15 protein-coding genes are annotated in these 15,422 nt (G+C 38.6%); 2 read left to right on the top strand and 13 right to left on the bottom strand.

Annotation, left to right across the window (positions count from 1 at the left end):
* Positions 1–149: 149 nt before the first annotated feature.
* Complete coding sequence (locus ACMZ42_RS17950; RefSeq protein ID WP_370079226.1) at positions 150–644, bottom strand: DUF1456 family protein; 495 nt, start codon at positions 642–644, stop codon at positions 150–152.
* 206 nt (positions 645–850) lie between these two features.
* On the opposite strand from ACMZ42_RS17950, the gene ACMZ42_RS17945 reads away from it, so the two are divergent.
* Complete coding sequence (locus ACMZ42_RS17945) at positions 851–1,048, top strand: alpha/beta-type small acid-soluble spore protein (RefSeq protein WP_053483023.1); 198 nt, start codon at positions 851–853, stop codon at positions 1,046–1,048.
* 63 nt (positions 1,049–1,111) lie between these two features.
* On the opposite strand, the gene ACMZ42_RS17940 is transcribed toward ACMZ42_RS17945, so the two are convergent.
* The 4 genes from ACMZ42_RS17940 to ACMZ42_RS17925 all read right to left on the bottom strand — a co-directional run bounded on the left by ACMZ42_RS17940 (position 1,112) and on the right by ACMZ42_RS17925 (position 5,496).
* Positions 1,112–2,323: an MFS transporter gene (locus ACMZ42_RS17940; protein WP_415732265.1), complete on the bottom strand. Its 1,212-nt coding sequence runs from the start codon at positions 2,321–2,323 to the stop codon at positions 1,112–1,114.
* Between the two features lie 358 nt (positions 2,324–2,681).
* Positions 2,682–2,978: a hypothetical protein gene (locus ACMZ42_RS17935; protein ID WP_415732264.1), complete on the bottom strand. Its 297-nt coding sequence runs from the start codon at positions 2,976–2,978 to the stop codon at positions 2,682–2,684.
* A gap of 137 nt (positions 2,979–3,115) precedes the next feature.
* A complete protein-coding gene (locus ACMZ42_RS17930; protein ID WP_415732263.1) occupies positions 3,116–4,099 on the bottom strand; it encodes a bile acid:sodium symporter family protein in 984 nt (327 codons plus the stop codon).
* Positions 4,096–5,496: an FAD-binding oxidoreductase gene (locus ACMZ42_RS17925; protein WP_415732262.1), complete on the bottom strand. Its 1,401-nt coding sequence runs from the start codon at positions 5,494–5,496 to the stop codon at positions 4,096–4,098. Before ACMZ42_RS17925 ends, ACMZ42_RS17930 begins: the two co-directional genes overlap by 4 nt.
* A 241-nt stretch (positions 5,497–5,737) precedes the next feature.
* Between ACMZ42_RS17925 and ACMZ42_RS17920 the strand changes: the two genes are divergently transcribed.
* Positions 5,738–6,463, top strand: coding sequence for a FadR/GntR family transcriptional regulator (locus tag ACMZ42_RS17920; protein ID WP_415732261.1), 726 nt, complete (start codon positions 5,738–5,740; stop codon positions 6,461–6,463).
* A 386-nt stretch (positions 6,464–6,849) separates the two neighbouring features.
* Here the strand turns inward: ACMZ42_RS17920 and ACMZ42_RS17915 are convergent, their stop codons facing one another.
* The 8 genes from ACMZ42_RS17915 to ACMZ42_RS17880 form a co-directional block, all read right to left on the bottom strand.
* Positions 6,850–7,833, bottom strand: coding sequence for a tRNA dihydrouridine synthase (locus tag ACMZ42_RS17915; protein ID WP_415732304.1), 984 nt, complete (start codon positions 7,831–7,833; stop codon positions 6,850–6,852).
* A gap of 495 nt (positions 7,834–8,328) precedes the next feature.
* Entirely contained in the window at positions 8,329–8,517 is a 189-nt protein-coding gene (locus tag ACMZ42_RS17910) for a hypothetical protein (protein WP_415732260.1), read from the bottom strand.
* Complete coding sequence (gene rlmD, locus ACMZ42_RS17905; protein WP_415732259.1) at positions 8,517–9,890, bottom strand: 23S rRNA (uracil(1939)-C(5))-methyltransferase RlmD; 1,374 nt, start codon at positions 9,888–9,890, stop codon at positions 8,517–8,519. Before rlmD ends, ACMZ42_RS17910 begins: the two co-directional genes overlap by 1 nt.
* Positions 9,891–10,679: 789 nt before the next feature.
* Positions 10,680–10,802 carry a cytochrome bd oxidase small subunit CydS gene (cydS, locus tag ACMZ42_RS17900; RefSeq protein ID WP_255350000.1) on the bottom strand — a complete coding sequence of 41 codons (123 nt, stop codon included), beginning with the start codon at positions 10,800–10,802 and terminating at the stop codon, positions 10,680–10,682.
* Between the two features lie 13 nt (positions 10,803–10,815).
* Positions 10,816–11,841, bottom strand: coding sequence for a cytochrome d ubiquinol oxidase subunit II (locus tag ACMZ42_RS17895; protein ID WP_415732258.1), 1,026 nt, complete (start codon positions 11,839–11,841; stop codon positions 10,816–10,818).
* Complete coding sequence (locus ACMZ42_RS17890; protein WP_415732257.1) at positions 11,838–13,184, bottom strand: cytochrome ubiquinol oxidase subunit I; 1,347 nt, start codon at positions 13,182–13,184, stop codon at positions 11,838–11,840. Before ACMZ42_RS17890 ends, ACMZ42_RS17895 begins: the two co-directional genes overlap by 4 nt.
* A 373-nt stretch (positions 13,185–13,557) precedes the next feature.
* A complete protein-coding gene (locus ACMZ42_RS17885) occupies positions 13,558–14,472 on the bottom strand; it encodes a diacylglycerol kinase (RefSeq protein WP_415732256.1) in 915 nt (304 codons plus the stop codon).
* Positions 14,473–14,606: 134 nt separating this feature from the next.
* Positions 14,607–15,167: a thioredoxin family protein gene (locus ACMZ42_RS17880; protein ID WP_415732255.1), complete on the bottom strand. Its 561-nt coding sequence runs from the start codon at positions 15,165–15,167 to the stop codon at positions 14,607–14,609.
* Positions 15,168–15,422 lie beyond the last annotated feature (255 nt).

Genomic DNA, 15,422 nt, shown 5'->3' with positions numbered 1-15,422 from the left:
TGCTTTTTGCAGAATTTTTTTATCGTAATAGAGATTTTATGTAAAACCTTTCACAAAAAAAGCAACTGCAAAATTGCGGTTGCTTTTTTAATCATTAATTCATTGATTCTTTATCAAATTTTACACTTGACAATTCACAAGAGACGTTTTTAATCTCTATATTTATCTGTAAGCCCTCTTAAGAAATTTCTCACAAAGCGATCGCCACATTCTTTATAGTTACGATGACTTGGATTTCTTAAAATGGCACCTAATTCGCCTTTTGAAACGCTAACGCCCCCATCATATAAAATATCGAGCATCTCCTCACTCGTTAAGGCTAACGCAATCTTCACTTTCTTTAATAGCATATTATTAGGGCTTTCTTTTCCTGAAACAGGTAGTGGGCCTTCTGGTTGACCAGACTTAGACTTTTGCGGACCTCGTTTAAATGTAATAAATCCATTTAAAAAAGCCTCTACCATTTTATTATTACATTTAATGTATTCTTCTGGTGCTTCTTCCTCATCATAAACTTTAATAAGCATGTTCAATACTTCTTCCTTCGTATAGTCCATGCCACCTAGCTGAAAAATTTTAACCATATCTGTATTTTTGATATCTAATGCATATCTTAAACGGATTAAAATATCATTGTTCGTCATTTTTAAAAAACCTCCATTTTAACTGTAAAAGCGCTTCTAATAGTCCTATCCAAATTGAAGCATTACTTTATTATAGCAGAGACATTCACAATTTTAGTTAGCTTTCCAAAAGTTACTTTACTATAGTATTTAGAATGTGCATTTTATTTTTTAACATGTATGATTAGCTAACTCTCGACCATTCTAATCACAAGGAGGTGAGATAAATGGCTAATCGTAGTTCAAATAAGCTACTAGTTCCCGGTGTACATGAAGCCGTTAATCAATTGAAATATGAAATCGCACAAGAATTTAATGTACAATTAGGGCCAGAAGCCTCTTCTCGTGCAAACGGTTCAGTCGGAGGAGAAATAACAAAACGCCTCGTAGAAATGGCTGAAAAACGTTCAAAAGGTTTATTATAATAATAATTCAAAAAGAACGAATCCCTTTTTTAAAATTGGAATTCGTTCTTTCAATTTTAATTATTAAATTTCAACCGGTTGTAAAGCCTCGCTCGCCCCTTTTTTTAGAGTTAACATCACGATAAAGGAAATGCAATATAAGGCTGCTAAATAGATCATTACGACCGTCATATCATAACTTTGAAGAATATAGCCGACAAAGATCGGTGAAAATCCTCCAATTGCTCTACCGAAGTTAAAAATCGTGTTTGTTGCTGTACTTCGAATTTGCACCGGATAGAAGCTACTAATTAAAGCTCCATACCCTGCGAACATGCCGTTTGAGAAAAAGCCAACAATTGCACCACCGATTAAAATTGCGACACTTCCTGTGGCATAGGAGTATAAAAACACAGCACATGCTGAAGCAAGTAAAAAGAAACCAAAAGCACGCTTTGCTCCAAATCGGTCCATAAATCGTCCGAATGTTAGCATCCCGATAATCATGCCAACTGCTGTACTGATTGTCCAAAGTGCCGAGCTTGAAACGGATAAACCTTGAGATTTTTGCAACATAGATGGCAACCAAATCATTAAGCCATTGTAGCCAGCAATTTGAACAGTTGCCATAACGATTAATGAAATTGTCGTCATCGAAGTTCGAGGCGTTTCAAATAGCTGCACCAACTTCCCTTTTTCATGTTGCTTGTTGATTTTTTTATTTTTCTGAGAAGCCACCCACTCTGGTGATTCCTCAAGATTTTTTCGCACAATGAATGCGAAGATGACAGGTAACACACCAACAAAGAATAAAGCTCTCCATCCTAAAGTCGGTAGAATAACGGCACTTAGTAACGCTGCTAAAATAACACCGTATTGAGCACCTACACTAACATATGAAGAAGCTCTTCCTTGCTTATTCTTCGGCCAAGCCTCGGCAACAAGCGCCATACCAATGCCGTATTCACCCCCTGCACCAAGACCAGCGATAAATCTATACATATAAATTTGTTCAATATTTGTTGCTAATCCAGTTAAAGCTGTACCAAGCGCAAACAACAAGACGGTATAAGTAAATACTTTTACTCGCCCATACTTATCAGCTAAAACTCCAAAAATAATGCCGCCTAACAGCATGCCAATATTCGTTACGGAAGAAATCAGTCCACCCGTTGCAAAATCAATGTTAAATTCCGAAATAATCATTGTCATCGCAAAGGAAATAAACATAATGTCCATCCCTTCCAACGTTAAACCAGCTACTGACGCTACCACTGTTTTCTTACGATAATCCATTCTTACAATCCTCCAGTTTTTTAAAATCTCTTTTAGCCTATTTGAGGGAATGGATTACACAATTCTTGTCCATTCTCTTTTGAAGCCTCACGGGACTCCCTTTAAAAGAGGTATAATTGGCAAAATAAAAAGCCCTTCTGTCACAGAGGACAAAAAGGCATGCGAAAACAAAGATATTGTTAGCTTAAAAATATCATGTAGCCCTTTTCAGCCTCTCTGGACCGTATTAAAGGAAATTTATTTCGTTCATTTATATCGTTCTACATTCTATAAGATTATTATCGAAAAAGCAATGTTTTATAGTAGAAAAAATTACCTTATCCCTTAGAAAGTAACGATGAAATGATTTTTTTATGCTTCATTTTCCCTGTGATAAATGAGAAAACATCTTCCTCCTTGCATATAGATAAAATCCTATTTGAATGATAAGGTAAATTCCTGATACGCTAAAGAACTGCCATAGTATTTCTGGATTCCTTATGACACCACCAACATCATTTGCCATAGAAATAACATATAGAAAGGCTAAGCCCATGCCTGCTAGTGTTGGGATAAAGAATATGATTGTCATCTCCCTTGATATCATTCGCTTTACTTCTGTCGCAGTAATCCCTATATTATAAAGGGAATTAGGCAACAAAAAAGAGGGGTTCATTGTCCCCTCTTTTCACCAAACTCAGTCTTTTTTTATTATATATTTTTTCCACACTCATTTTTCCCTAAAAGAATATTATTTTATAAAAGTACAACACTGTTCGTAGGCAGCAAATATTTTTATCTTAATTTCATTTTTTAAATTTGGGTTCTGCCGTTGGTTTCCTGTATCTGTTCATTAAGTTGTTTCTCTACGTTCTCCGGTTTTTTAGACCAATAAGTGGCGAGAATCGGACCGGAAATATTATGCCAAACAGCGCCAAGAACACTAGGTAGTGCAGCTAATGGACCAAAATGAGCAGTGGCTAATGCTACACCTAGACCAGAGTTTTGCATGCCAACTTCAATAGAAATAGCTCTTCGATTACTTTCATCAAGCCCTAATACACGTGCTGTTAAATAGCCAAACAGCAATCCGAATGCATTATGGAGCGCTACTGCTGCAAAAATAATGGCTCCCGCCGAAGCGATACTATTAACATTACCCGCAACAACAGCAGAGACAATGATCATAATAGCAACTACTGAGATAAGTGGAATGACATTCATGCTTTTTTCTACAACTTGAGGAGCAAATCTTCTTACAACTATACCTAGGATAATTGGGAAAATGATTACTTGAATAATTGAAGTAAACATCGCCATTGGATCCACCGGCATCCATTTACCTGCAAGTAATAGTAGTATTAATGGTGTTGCAATTGGAGCTAATAACGTCGAAAAAGATGTCATTGTGATTGATAATGGTACATTACCTTTAGCTAGATACACCATGACGTTTGAAGCAGTACCCCCTGGAACGGAGCCAAGAAGGACTAGCCCTGCAGCTAATTCCGCTGGTAAGTTCATAATATAAGCAATTAAAAAAGCGGCAAGTGGCATGATAATATATTGGGCACATACACCAATGATGACTGGCATTGGATTCGTTATGATCAGTTTGAAATCAATCGCTTTTAACGTCAGCCCCATACCAAACATAACAATGCCTAGCAAAATCGTGATATATCCCCCAAATATTAAAAATGGATCTGGAGCTATAAAGGCAATAACTGCTATACAGATGACCCATACGGCAAAGTATTTTCCAGCTATCGTACTAATGGCTTCTAAAATTTTCATATTTCCACTCCCTCTTTCTTTATTTTTAATATTTTATTTGGATTTAAGAGACCGTCAGGATCGAGCGCTTGTTTAATCTTTTCCATCACAAGCAGTGCTTTTCCATGTTCTTTCTCTTGGTATTTCTGTTTACCGATGCCGACGCCATGCTCTCCTGTACAAGTTCCCCCTCGTTCAAGTGCATACATCACAATCAACTCATTAAATTCATCAGCTTTTTTTATTTCATTAGAATCATTCATATCAATCATTAAAAGAACATGGAAATTGCCATCACCTACGTGGCCAACAATCCCACCTGTAAGCGCTAATAAATTAAGTGCTTCTCTCGCATGGTCAATAGCACCTGCTAACTCGGAAATTGGTAAACAAACATCAGTCACCATTAGTTTTTTTCCTGGGTGTCCATGGACATAGGCGTAAGCTAAATTATGGCGAGCTTCCCACAGCTGATTTCGAGCTGCATTATCGGCCTCGAATTCAATATTTTCACAATCGTGCGTTGCTACAATCTCCTTCATAAATTCAACGTCTTGCTTTAAGCCAGCTTCATTGCCCTGAAACTCTAAAAATAAGGTTGGTTGTTCCTCATAAGCTGTTTTACTATGCAAGTTCACTTGTTTCATTGAAGGTTCATCTACCAGTTCAACCCTTGCAATTGGAATTCCCGCTTGTAAAATACTAATGACTGCTTCGACAGCATCATTGACTTTTTTGAAGGATGCTCGAGCAGCCATAACATATTCAGGAATCCCATAGACTCTTAGCGTCAATTCAGTAAAGCAGCCGAGCGTTCCCTCAGACCCAACAAATAGACCGTTTAAATGATAACCAGATGAAGATTTTTCTGCTAAATTCCCCGTATGAATCACCGTACCATCAGAGAGAACAACCTCTAAATCCCGAACTTGATCGCGCATAACCCCATATTTAACAGATGTTGTTCCACTAGCATTTGTTGCTGCCATACCCCCAAGTGTTGCATCTGCTCCCGGATCCACAGAGAAAAACAATCCGTATTTTTTCAACTCTTTATTCAACTGAGAACGCGTCACCCCTGGTTGAACTTTTACGAGAAAGTCCTTCTCCCTAACTTCTATTATTTTGTTCATGAGGGAAAAATCTATCGTTATCCCGTGGTCATAAGGAATAACATGCCCTTCTAAGCTTGTTCCTCTTCCAAATGGTACGATCGGTACTTTGTATTGGTTTGCTATGTTTATAATAAAACTCACTTCTTCCGTCGTTGTCGGAAACACAACAATATCCGGTAGACTTGCAATATGATACGATTCATCACTGCTATGTTGTTCTAAAATCGTTTGATTGATCGTTACTTGGCTTTCAGTAAGAATACTCCGTAGAGCAATCACCAATTCTTCATTTGTTGCAATCATTATATGCTCCCCCTTTTTACTCTCATTCTTCCAAAGTACTTGTTAATGTTATTTACTAGTTTGAATTATATATGTCATACCAATTTCTCCTATTCTTCAAATTGGTCCAACCTTTTAATATTATACTAAATATTCTGAAAATATCAATAATTATTATTTTTCTTAAATTGATAATCATTAAGTATTTCTGTATGATTAAAGCGTTTATAGTACTATGTATTTGAGGGGTGGGACATAGGTAATGCCACAACCAAAGAAAAAAGCATATCAAGTAATTGTTGATCAAATAAGGGAATATTTTTTAAATGGGGAATTACAGCCTGGAGAAAAACTCCCGACGGAAAGAGAATTAGCGAGTCGTTTTAATGTAAGTCGAACATCAGTTAGAGAGGCACTTCGGAAGCTTGAAATAAAAGGGATTATTGAAATTAAACAAGGCAGTGGCAGCTTTATCAAAGCACCAGATTTCCATTCATTAGGAGAAGAACTTTCATCTACAATCATAAAAACTGAAAAAAAACTAATATATGAAATGTTAGAGCTTCGCCAAATACTTGAAGTAGAATGTGCCTTTTTAGCTTCACAACGAGCCACTTCAGAAGACTTAGAACGAATTGGTAAAGCCTTAGAAATGATGGACCGAGCTAAAAATGATGTAGAATTAGGAATTCAAGCTGATCTAAGTTTCCATATCAATATTGTTCTCGCTTCACATAATTCGATATTTTTACAATTATTTCAAACCCTTAGCGAACATATGCAAGATACAATCCGAGCTACCCGAAGACAACGCTTGAAAGATCCAGAACGCACGCAAGAGACTATTGATGAACATAAAGAAATTTACTTGGCCATCGCAGCTGGTGATGCGAATCAAGCCAAACAACTCATGGAAAAGCATATTAAGCAAATAAGAAGAGAATTGTCAGAGTCACTTTTAAGTCATATTAGAGAACAACACGACTAAAACCACACCTGCTCTTAATAGACTACTATATATTTCATCATGAGGTGTTTTGAATTGCTCTTGTTATAGAGGTGGGAGACTTCTGTACCTGACGCTACAAAAGACATTTGTAACTGACGCTTCGCTTTCGCTACTAAAACATTTGTAGCTGACGCTTCGCTTTCGCTACTAAAACATTTGCTGAGAGAAGTTAAATTAACCTAGAAAAAGACCCGGATTCGTATTAAATCAAATCCGGGATATTATTGATAAAGAACTAAAAATAAGAAAAATTGTTTTACAATTCTAACTCCAACCACACCACCGCTTCACAATGTGCAGAGTGTATGTGGTAACAGAAGGGTAAGTACACGAGGTGATGTAATTTATTTTTCCTTTAACGTGAGTTACATCATCTCATTGTCCCCGTCCCATTCTTTTCCAAAGTTATCAAGCAATGCACGCACTTCGTCTGTTGATTTCGTATTCATCAATTGATTTCTTAATTCACCAGCTCCACGGAATCCCTTAACATAAATTTTGAAAAAACGATGAAGCCCTGTGATGGAACGTGGTAGTTCTTCCGCATATTGATCTTGAAGATCAAGCTGCAGTCTTAAAAGATCAAGGTACTCTTTACTGCTATGCTCTCTTGGCTCCTTTTCAAAAGCAAAAGGATTTTTAAAAATACCTCGCCCGATCATAACGCCATCAATGCCATATTGTTCAGCAAGCTGTAGCCCAGTTTGACGGTCAGGAATATCACCATTAATTGTTATTAGTGTGTTTGGTGCGATACGGTCACGTAATTTTTTGATTTCCGGAATTAGCTCCCAATGCGCATCTACTTGACTCATTTCCTTTCTTGTACGTAAATGAATAGAAAGGTTCGCAATATCCTGTTTTAAAATATGCGTTAGCCATTCTTCCCACTCATTTACATCGTTAAAGCCAAGTCGTGTTTTCACGCTGACAGGCAGTCCGCCCGCTTTTGCTGCTTGAATAAGCTCTGCCGCAACGTCTGGACGCAAAATAAGGCCACTACCCTTCCCTCTCGATGCCACATTCGGTACAGGGCATCCCATATTAATATCAATGCCTTTAAATCCTAGCTCTGCCATGCCAATACTCATTTGCCGGAAATATTCGGGATTATCTCCCCAAATATGTGCCACCATTGGTTGTTCATCTTCTGTAAAAATCAAACGGCCACGCACACTTTTCATGCCCTCTGGATGACAATAGCTATCCGAGTTTGTAAACTCTGTAAAAAATACATCCGGTCGACCTGCTTCACTTACTACGCGACGAAAAACAACATCTGTCACATCTTCCATTGGTGCAAGTACAAAAAATGGTCGTGGTAAATCACGCCAAAAATTATCTATCATTTTCAAACTCAAATCCTCTCAATATGGATACAACTTCAAACTCTTGGTCATAAAATATAAAGCCCAATGTTCCACTTCTTTTACACTTATATCATGTTCAATAACTTATTATCAAACACAAGTACATTTGGCATTTATAAAAATTTTAACGAAAATAGATTCTAAATGGTATGTTTATAAACAAAAAGCAGATGGCATAGATTTTTGAACTGAACCCCGAATAGTGGACACTTTATTCCAAAAACATAAAAAAGCAATTCAAGATAACGGTTAATTTATCATAAAGCAATCGAATTATAAACCCTTTGATATCAAACCCACCTTCTTGAACTTATTATAATGTTCTGATACCAATATTATGAGGTGTATAATTTTCATCATATAGATCAAAAGTAACCTCTTCTATTCAAGCATAAGATTCAACTAAAAACCCTTCCATGCTTACACAAAAAAGGATGGAATATTCACTCCATCCTTTCAGAGTTCTATCATTTACTAATCAATCACCCGAGCAACATTCCTACCACAAGTCTTGCATTTCCCCTTCAATACAGGGGCATTTTCTCCCTCTTGTATCGTGTACTTCACAATTTCCGTTACACCACAATTGCCACAAAATACGTTTTTTACGAGCATTTCTCTGATATCTTTCGGGATAGAGAGCCATTTTTTTGCTGCGTTCATTATGATCGCTCCTTTAGAGTTAGTTCCGTAACAACCTCCACATGTGTCGAATGCGGGAACATATCTACAGGTTGAATTTCCTGCGTTTGATAGCCACCATCCTCCAAAATTCGAAGGTCACGTGCTAGTGTAGCTGGATTACAGGACACATAAACAACGCGCTTAGGACGCTGCTCTAAAATTGTCTTTAGTAGCGCTTCATCGCACCCTTTACGTGGTGGGTCTACTACTAAAACATCCGCTTCTTTGCCTTCCTTATACCAGCGTGGAATTACTTCCTCTGCTGGACCTGCCTCAAAATACGTATTAGTGAAACCATTTAATTCTGCGTTGCGCTTCGCATCTTCAATAGCTTGCGGTACAATTTCTACACCCATAACAGCCTTTGCTTTTTGTGCAAGGAATAATGAAATTGTCCCGATACCACAGTAAGCATCAATTACTCGTTCATCACCCTGCAAGTTAGCATAGTCTAATGCTTGCTTGTATAGAACTTCCGTTTGCTGAGGATTTACTTGATAAAATGAACGAGCTGAAATTTCAAAGCGAACATCGCCAATTGTATCAATAATAACGTCCTTGCCCCATAGATTTACTGTTTCATCACCGAAAATAACGTTCGTTTTGTCGCTGTTAACGTTTTGCATAATTGATGTTACATTCGAGACAAGTTTCTGAATTGTCGCAACAGCAGCTTCTTTTTGCGGGAATTTTTTCTTTTTAGTTACAAGAACAACCATAACTTCACCAGTTGCTCGTGCTTTACGAATGACTACATGGCGTAGCATTCCCTCATGTGTTTGCTCGTTATATGGTCGAATACCGATTGCCGCTAATTCCTTTTTCAAACCTGCAAGAATAGCGTCCGCTTCTCCTGTCTGAATTAAGCAACGCTCCATATCCACAATGCTATGAGACTTCGTTTTATAGAAGCCAGCAATTGCTTGTCCTGCTTCATTTGAGGAGAAAGGTATTTGTGCTTTATTACGGTAATGCCAAGGCTCTTCCATGCCTTTCACAGGTAAAATAGGTGCATCAATTTTACCAATGCGCTGCATGACATTACGCACCATGTTTTCTTTCCATTTTAACTGCCCTTCATAAGATAGATGCTGTAATTGGCAGCCGCCACATCGCTTGAAATATTCACAAGGCGCATCTACTCGGTCTGGTGATGGTTTTAGAATTTCTGCCACCTTCGCAAAGCCGTAATTTTTTAACGTTTTTAAAACATGTACTTCCGCCGTTTCATTAGGAAGTGCACCTTGGATAAATAATGGATAGCCATCGACCTTTGCGACGCCATTGCCATCATGTGTTAAATCTTCTATATAAACTGTTAGTCGGTCATTCTTTTTCACGGGTGCTGACATTCGTACATCCTCCATTTCAATCTCTTTATTGTAGCATGTTGTGGCGGATGAAAAAAGAACAAGGCTAAATATTAACCGCTCGGGTGTTTTGAGGAAGTGATCGGGTCTGAGCTCGAACTGATCAGGTAGGCAAAGAATGTGATCCGCTTTCTTCCCAAACTGCTTGGGTTGATCCAAAAGTGATCCGCTCTCCTTCCAAACTGCTCGGGTTGACCGAAAATGTGATCAGCTCTACCCGCAAACTGCTCGGGTCAGCCCAAAAAGTGATCCGCTTTGCTCCCAAACTGCTAGGGTTGACCGAAAATGTGATCAGTTCTACCCGCAAACTGCTCGGGTCAGCCCAAAAAGTGATCCGCTTTGCTCCCAAACTGCTCGGGTAGGACGAGAATGTGATCCGCTCTCCTCCCAAACTGCTCGGGTAGGCCGAGAATGTGATCCGCTCTCCTCCCAAACTGCTCGGGTAGGCCGAGAATGTGATCCGCTCTCCTTCCAAACTGCTCGGGTAGGCCGAGAATGTGATCCGCTTTCTTCCCAAACTGCTCGGGTAGGCCCAAAAGTGATCCGCTCTCCTTCCAAACTGCTCGGGTTGACCGAAAATGTGATCAGCTCTACCCGCAAACTGCTCGGGTCAGCCCAAAAAGTGATCCGCTTTGCTCCCAAACTGCTAGGGTAGGCCGAGAATGTAATCCGCTCTCACCCCAAGCTGATCAAAAAAAAGTAATCTGCCCTGCTTACCCGAGTACCCTAACAAATACATCTTCCCCTTTATACGAGTAGAAAAAAGAGCCGCTATTCGCGACTCTTTCCCTCTTTCCTCACTGTGTGGTAATCTCGAGGTGCCCACCAGAAAGCAGCAACTACTCCGAGGATGACGACTATAAATGGCGCATAAAAAATTAAAAAACTAGCCATAGTTTTATCCCTCCTATACGTGATTGTCTTCTTTTCCGGTCACATAATTTTTGTTGAAGAGGAATAATTTCAACAGCAAGAACAGTGATGGAATAAGCAGACACAGTCCTAAAATAAACGCAATGACGAGTGCAATCGCCATTTGTGTACTTGTAAAGCTATCGTAAATTGTTAAATACGGATACAGTAAATATGGATATTGTGCAATACCATATGCGAAGAATGCCACTGCAAATTGAGCAATCAATAATCCAACCGCAAGACCGTAACTTTTTCGCATCCAAATTAACACTACAGTAATAATAAATAACACGGCTGAAATGGCGAACATCCACCATAAATTAACCATATGATCGTAACTTTCAGGATTGATGAATTTCATTTCGTACATAATGCCGAGTGCACTCACCATCAAGGGTATCGCCCAAGCAAGTGCGTATCTTCTCATTAAATCCGTGGCTTCTTTATCTTTTGCTTTGTGAGCGTACCAAGTTAAAAACACGGCTGAAATATAAAGTACAGCTGCAATGCTCAACACGACAATACTCCAAGCAAATGGGCTCGTATACAATGTCCAGTAATTTAAGACTGGTTGCCCGTCAACAATATCAACATAGCCACCAGCAGCAATCGCGAATACAACAGAGAGTGAGGCTGGAATGAGCAAGCCTGCTATCCCATATGTCAGCGTGTAACCGATATGTCCACGTGCACCATATGATTCAAATGCATAGTAAGAGCCTCGTATTGCAAGAAGCACTAGCGAAATACTAACAGGGACAAGTAATATCGTTCCATAATAGAAAGCTGTTTGTGGGAAAAATCCAACAATCCCAACAAAGAAGAATACTAAAAAGACATTGGTTACTTCCCAAACAGGTGATAAATACCGCTTAATAATATTCGTTAAAATATGATTTTTTCCGATGAGTAGGCTATAGGCATTAAAAAAGCCTGCACCAAAATCGATTGAAGCTACAATGACATAGCCAAATAGGAAAATCCATAAAACTGAAATACCTAAAATCTCTAATGTCATAAGATGTCACCGCCTTTTTCAGCATGGCGATCTTCTATTTCTCGCTCAATTGGATTCTTTTTGAACATACGAATTAAAACCACCATACTTCCTACTGCTAATACGGCATACACACCTGTAAACAACAGCATCATTAAATCTACATGGTCACTCGTTGTGGCCCCTTCTGGTGTTCGCATTAATCCATATAAGATCCAAGGCTGTCGTCCAACTTCAGCAAGCCACCATCCTGCTTCAATCGCAATAATAGAAAGTGGTCCACCTGCAACAACAATCCATCTAAACCAACGTGAATGAATAAACTGCCAATCACGTGCTTTCCCGCATACATAAACCAATGAAACCAATGCCATGAACATACCGATAAACACCATGAGATCAAAAAGGTAATGGATATATAGAGGTGGTCGATCTTCTTCAGCAAATTGATCTAAGCCAATTACCTCTGCATTTGGATTATTATGTGCTAAAACGCTCAAAGCATAAGGTACTTTAATAGCATATTTTACTTCTTCCCCATCTAATACACCAAATAGTATAAGAGAAGCTTTGTCTCCCGTTTCAAAATGCCACTCAGCTGCAGCTAGTTTTTCTGGCTGATATTCCGCTAAATACTTCCCTGAAAAGTCTCCAATAATTGCTGAAGCAATGGAGAAAATCAGACCAATCTTCATAAGTAGTAATAAAGATTTTTTATGATATATATGCTTAGAACCTCTAAGCAGACGGTATCCTGCAATTGCTGCTAACACAAATGCGGATGTCATATAGGCTGTAACGAGAACATGCGCTACCTTTGTCGGCATTGCTGGATTAAACATTGCTAAAAATGGTTGAATATTCACAAGCTGGCCGTCCACAATATCAAATCCTTGTGGCGCATTCATAAACGCATTGACAATTGTTATAAACACAGCTGACATCGATGCACCGACTGCAACCGGAATTAACAGTAGCATATGCTTCTTCTGACTATCGAAGCGATCCCAAGTATATAGGTAGATGCCTAGAAAGATGGCTTCAAAGAAAAATGCGAACGTTTCCATGAAAAGTGGTAATGCAATTGTCTGACCGGCAAGCTGCATAAAATTCGGCCATAGTAAAGATAACTGTAAGCCAATAGCTGTCCCTGTGACAACGCCGACTGCAACCGTAATAACAAAACCTCGTGCCCAACGTCTCGCCATTAAAATATAGTGCTCATCATTCTTTTTATACCCAGTCCATTGTGCGATCATGATCATTAACGGTACTCCAACACCAATCGTTGCATAAATAATGTGGAACGATAAAGTTAGTTCCGTTAATGCTCTACTCCAAAAGACTGCTGATTCATTCACCATTTCATTGCCCCCCTAACCTCCAAATATTCTTCCAAGTATGGAAAGTAGCATGATAATTGCAACACCAAAGCTTAGCCAAATGAGCTTTCTTTCCTGTGACTTATACAAAGGCAACACTTCCTTTCCCTTATCTCTACCCCATTTTCCACCATTGCAACGAAAAAAACCTTTATAATGGACCGGAATTTCGGCCTATTATAAAGGTTTCAAATTTTGTTCAAGTAATATACGCACAATTGCCAAACATTTTTCTTAATTCATTCACAATACCAATTATAGGAGAAAATTACCCCTGCATATAGGTTTTTTTACCGATTTCACCCATAAAACAAGGCTCCCTTCTAAATTGAGAGCGCCCTGTTCTAATATTTCATTAAATACGGTCTTCTTCACGAATATCTGCTAGTGGAACAAAAATCTCAATATGGCGCTTTAAGTTTTCAAATGTAGCAGGCGCATCCCCGCCATATTCACCATCTAAGTTTAAATGTATTTCATCTTCAGTAGATACTTTTACGACACTTGCCTTTTTATAAATTACACGATCATCATTCAAATGCTCGCCTCGTAATGCCATTGCAGCAAGCTGAATAAATTCAGGCAGGCTTACTTTTTTCAATACTAATAAAGTAAAGTAGCCATCATTAATACTCGCGTCAGGCGCAAGCTTTTCAAAGCCACCCACTGAATTTGTTAAGCCGCATAAAAACATCATGGCATCCCCATCGAACACTTCACCATCATATTCGATACGCATGTGGGAAGCTTTGATCGATGGAATCATTTCTACTGCTTTTAAGTAATAAGCAAGCTGTCCTAGCATTGTTTTCATTTTACTTGGCACTTCATACGTTAACTCTGTAATACGCCCACCAGCGGCAATATTGATGAAATAGCGTTCCCCATTTAATAAACCAACATCGACCGGCAACGATTCACCTTTAATAATAATGTCAACTGCAGCTTCAATATTTCGAGGAATCTGCACAGCACGAGCAAAGTCATTTGTTGTGCCCATCGGAATTAGACCCACTTTCGGTCGGTTCTCAAATGGACTGACACCTGAAACAACTTCATTTAATGTGCCGTCTCCACCAACTGCAATGATTATATCAAAGCCACGTTCAACTGCATTTTTTGCTGCAATGGTTGCATCGCCTTCACACGTTGTTGCGTGACAAGATGTCTCATAGCCTGCTACCTCTAATTTTGCCAATACTTCTGGTAGATGCTTTTTAAACACTTCACGACCAGATGTAGGATTATAAATGATTCTTGCTCGTTTCATAACATACCTTCTTTGCTTCATAAGATTCTATTTCTTTCAATGAATTATTCGTTTAAATGTTGCATTAAGCTTCCAATAGTCAACAAAAGCAAGGCATGTCCTCATTCTCTGACATGCAGCCTTACGATTTACAATTATTGTAATGCAGCTGTTACTTGCTTTTTAAAATCTTCATAGACAAATGTCCAATATGATTTATTCGTAATATTCTCTTCACGAATTTCAGCATATAGCGCTTTTTGTGCATCTTCAAATGTAGGATCTTCTTTATCCGGTAAAGTAGCTCGTTTACTCACTACTAGTTCCTGTAATTCTGGTGCACGTGGACCCCATTTTCCAACAACCTGACCAGCTTCATCTAATAAAATATAAATTGGAATTGCACGGCCACCGTTTGTTAAATGGCGATCAATTAAATCTGTATCAGCATCACGTAATACTGCGCGCATTTCTAACCCTGCTGCCTCTGCAACTCGACGAATAACTGGATTGTTTAACATTGCGTCCCCGCACCAATCCTCAGTAATTGTTAAAATTTTTGGTTGCTTGTCCTTCAGAAGTTCGATAAAGCCATCGTTTAGTGGCGCATCGAAGCCATCATAAATACGGAAGCTTTCCTCTTTTAACGTCGTCATATTATCCATATATTGTTGAATTGAAATCGCATCATTGAAATATTGTTGTTCAGTTTTCATTGATTGACCTCCTAAATTTTTATTATGTTCTATTCTATATTTTGCTATGAATACTCTTTGAAGACAACTATTAAGTGCTAATTTGGTATTTTTTAGTCATATTACGATAAAATTAGATCATCACCATAACGTACGGTTGATTTCCGTTCCAGCTGGGCGCTTTGTTGCTGTCGCTTCGCTTTCGCACAGATAAAACATTTGTTGCTGTCGCTTCGCTTTCGCACAGATAAAACATTTGTTGCTGTCGCTTCGCTT

The organism is Lysinibacillus sp. NPDC056185 (genome assembly GCF_047737915.1).
Taxonomy (GTDB): Bacteria; Bacillota; Bacilli; order Bacillales_A; family Planococcaceae; genus Lysinibacillus.
The sequence above is the reverse complement of the archived record's forward strand: the minus strand, read 5'-3'. Positions and strand labels throughout refer to the sequence as shown.

Excerpts from the sequence above, each read along its gene's own strand:
- ACMZ42_RS17950 (WP_370079226.1), bottom strand. The coding sequence starts at position 644 with ATGACGAACAATGATATTTTAATCCGTTTAAGATATGCATTAGATATC.
- ACMZ42_RS17945 (WP_053483023.1), top strand. The coding sequence starts at position 851 with ATGGCTAATCGTAGTTCAAATAAGCTACTAGTTCCCGGTGTACATGAA.
- ACMZ42_RS17940 (WP_415732265.1), bottom strand. The coding sequence starts at position 2,323 with ATGGATTATCGTAAGAAAACAGTGGTAGCGTCAGTAGCTGGTTTAACG.
- ACMZ42_RS17935 (WP_415732264.1), bottom strand. The coding sequence starts at position 2,978 with ATGAACCCCTCTTTTTTGTTGCCTAATTCCCTTTATAATATAGGGATT.
- ACMZ42_RS17930 (WP_415732263.1), bottom strand. The coding sequence starts at position 4,099 with ATGAAAATTTTAGAAGCCATTAGTACGATAGCTGGAAAATACTTTGCC.
- ACMZ42_RS17925 (WP_415732262.1), bottom strand. The coding sequence starts at position 5,496 with ATGATTGCAACAAATGAAGAATTGGTGATTGCTCTACGGAGTATTCTT.
- ACMZ42_RS17920 (WP_415732261.1), top strand. The coding sequence starts at position 5,738 with ATGCCACAACCAAAGAAAAAAGCATATCAAGTAATTGTTGATCAAATA.
- ACMZ42_RS17915 (WP_415732304.1), bottom strand. The coding sequence starts at position 7,833 with ATGATAGATAATTTTTGGCGTGATTTACCACGACCATTTTTTGTACTT.
- ACMZ42_RS17910 (WP_415732260.1), bottom strand. The coding sequence starts at position 8,517 with ATGAACGCAGCAAAAAAATGGCTCTCTATCCCGAAAGATATCAGAGAA.
- rlmD (WP_415732259.1), bottom strand. The coding sequence starts at position 9,890 with ATGTCAGCACCCGTGAAAAAGAATGACCGACTAACAGTTTATATAGAA.
- cydS (WP_255350000.1), bottom strand. The coding sequence starts at position 10,802 with ATGGCTAGTTTTTTAATTTTTTATGCGCCATTTATAGTCGTCATCCTC.
- ACMZ42_RS17895 (WP_415732258.1), bottom strand. The coding sequence starts at position 11,841 with ATGACATTAGAGATTTTAGGTATTTCAGTTTTATGGATTTTCCTATTT.
- ACMZ42_RS17890 (WP_415732257.1), bottom strand. The coding sequence starts at position 13,184 with ATGGTGAATGAATCAGCAGTCTTTTGGAGTAGAGCATTAACGGAACTA.
- ACMZ42_RS17885 (WP_415732256.1), bottom strand. The coding sequence starts at position 14,472 with ATGAAACGAGCAAGAATCATTTATAATCCTACATCTGGTCGTGAAGTG.
- ACMZ42_RS17880 (WP_415732255.1), bottom strand. The coding sequence starts at position 15,167 with ATGAAAACTGAACAACAATATTTCAATGATGCGATTTCAATTCAACAA.